At 68.2% G+C, this 2,334-nt stretch carries 2 protein-coding genes and 1 pseudogene; all 3 read left to right on the top strand.

The window, feature by feature from the left end:
• Positions 1-67 precede the first annotated feature (67 nt).
• The gene (locus VJR25_RS08225; protein WP_324114428.1) at positions 68-967 is read left to right on the top strand and encodes an ABC transporter ATP-binding protein; all 900 of its coding nucleotides are present in this window, start codon (positions 68-70) and stop codon (positions 965-967) included.
• Positions 964-1,776, top strand: coding sequence for an ABC transporter permease subunit (locus VJR25_RS08220; RefSeq protein ID WP_324114426.1), 813 nt, complete (start codon positions 964-966; stop codon positions 1,774-1,776). Before VJR25_RS08225 ends, VJR25_RS08220 begins: the two co-directional genes overlap by 4 nt.
• A 300-nt stretch (positions 1,777-2,076) precedes the next feature.
• Positions 2,077-2,334 (top strand): annotated as a pseudogene (locus VJR25_RS08215) (hypothetical protein); the annotation flags it as partial.

The raw sequence follows: 2,334 nt of genomic DNA, 5'->3' as shown, positions 1-2,334 counted from the left end.
CCTCGGTCGAGCCGGGACCGACCGGTGACCGATGCGCGGCGGCGGCGCTGCCCCGCAGGCTCGACACATGATCCTCGTAGACCAGCTCACCAAGCGGTACGGCCGCTACACGGCCGTCGACTCCATCTCCTTCTCCGTGCGCCCGGGGACAGTCACCGGCTTCCTCGGCCCGAACGGCGCCGGCAAGTCCACCACGATGCGCGTGATGGTCGGCCTGACCGCCCCGACGTCCGGCACCGCGACCATCGACGGCGTCCGGTTCGCCGACCTGCCCAACCCCGGCCTCGAGGTCGGCGTCCTCCTCGACGCCTCCGCCCAGCACGCCGGCCGCACCGGACGCGAGATCCTCACGATCGCTGCCGACACCATCGGCCTGCCCCGCCGCCGTGTCGACGAGATGCTCGAGCTGGTGAGTCTGACACCCACCGAGGCCAAGCGCCGGGTGCGCAACTACTCCCTCGGGATGCGCCAGCGCCTCGGCATCGCCACCGCACTCCTCGGAGACCCACAGGTGCTGATCCTCGACGAGCCCGCCAACGGGCTCGACCCCGCGGGGATCCGGTGGATGCGCGACCTGCTGACGGGCTTCGCCAGCCAGGGCGGCACCGTCCTGTTGTCCTCACACCTGCTCCACGAGATCGAGGTCATCGCCGACGACCTGGTCGTGATCGGCAACGGAAAGATCGTCGCGTCCGGCAGCAAGGAAGAGCTGCTGGCCGCAGCGGGGACGCTCGCCCGCTCGACGTCACCGCGCGACCTCGCTCACGCCCTCGAACAGGCAGGGATCCCCAGCACGCTCGCAGGAGACGGCTCGGTCCGCACGGACGCCGACCCCGCTCGGGTCGGATCCGTGGCCCTGACCGCCGGGATCCCTCTGACCGAGCTCCGGTCCGCCGAGGGCACCGGGCTCGAAGACATGTTCCTCTCGCTCACCGCCGACACCCAACGCGAAGGAGTTGCGGCATGACCGCCACGATCATCCCTCCCGACACCATCGAGGCCGAGCCGGCCCGACGGACCGCCCAACCCATCCCGGCCACCCGACTCGTCAAGGTCGAGCTGCGCAAGATGTTCAACACCCGCTCGGGATTCTGGATGCTCATCAGCATCGGCGCCCTGTCGCCCATCTCGGCCGGGTCGCTCCTCGTCCTCGGCCTCAACAGCGACGTCACCTACCAGAACTTCGTGAGGGCGAGCGGGTTCCCGATGTCAGTGATCTTGCCGATCATCGCGATCCTGGCCGTCACGGGTGAGTGGAGCCAGCGAAGTGGGCTAACCACGTTCACGCTGGTGCCGAGCCGCGAACGCGTGATCGGCGCCAAGGCGATCGCGACCCTCCTGGTGGGCCTCGGCGCCGTCTCCGTCGCCTTTGCGGTTGGCGCCCTCGGCAACGTGGCCGGGTCAGCACTCGCAGGCGTCGACACCGCGTGGGACATTTCGTTGTCCATGGCACTCCAGATGGTGCTCTACAACCTGGTGGGCATGGCCTTCGGCTTCGCACTCGGTGTCGTGCTGCGCAACTCCGCGGCCGCGATCGTGGGCTACTTCGTCGCTTCACTAGTCATGCCCGGCATTCTCGCGCTCCTGGCTCAGGTGCGTTCGTGGTTCGAGGACCTGCAGCCGTGGATCGACTGGCACCACACGCAGGTGGCGCTCCTCGATGGCGCCACGAACACTGTCAAGGAGTGGGCGATGCTCGGCTCGACCACGATGATCTGGATTGTCCTTCCCCTCGTCGTCGGGCTGCTGTCCCTGCGCCGCTCCGAGGTCAAGTAACCCACCCGTCGCGCCCCTTGGCGACGCCGCCCACGCGTGCAACCTCAGGCCGCCGAACCTTCTCACTCCGCACAGAGGCTGGTGGGCGGCCGGCGCAGAGGTGTCGTGTTCCAGGTCTGAAGGCGGCGTCGAACTCCCCGCTGACAAGAGGCTGCTCGGGAGGGGCGTATCGGCCGAAAGGACGAGACAAGGACCGTTCGACCGGCCGGTCGAACACGAGCCTTGAGGCTGATTGGCCCGTAGCGGAAGTCAGCGACCGTGGAGTCACCGATCATCCCGACGGCAACTAAGGAGTAAGAGATGAGATCACTTGAGAAAACCGCCACCGCGCTGGGGTCCCTGCACGTACCCGTGAGCGCGGCAGCGGCAACGACGGAGCGCACCGAGACCCGAGGGCACCGAGAGCGCGTCGTCGGCGCGGCGGCGATCGCGTCGGCAGCACTGGTGATGATCGACAACCTGGTCGTGGGATGGGTCGGCTCGCCTACTTATGGAGCCCCGATCAAGGAGGTACTCGCCTTCCACGCAGATCACCGGACCGCGGTCGCGATCGCCGTT

The organism is Microbacterium sp. (genome assembly GCF_035277845.1).
GTDB lineage: Bacteria > Actinomycetota > Actinomycetes > Actinomycetales > Microbacteriaceae > Microbacterium.
The sequence above is the reverse complement of the archived record's forward strand: the minus strand, read 5'-3'. Positions and strand labels throughout refer to the sequence as shown.

Excerpts from the sequence above, each read along its gene's own strand:
- VJR25_RS08225 (WP_324114428.1), top strand. The coding sequence starts at position 68 with ATGATCCTCGTAGACCAGCTCACCAAGCGGTACGGCCGCTACACGGCC.
- VJR25_RS08220 (WP_324114426.1), top strand. The coding sequence starts at position 964 with ATGACCGCCACGATCATCCCTCCCGACACCATCGAGGCCGAGCCGGCC.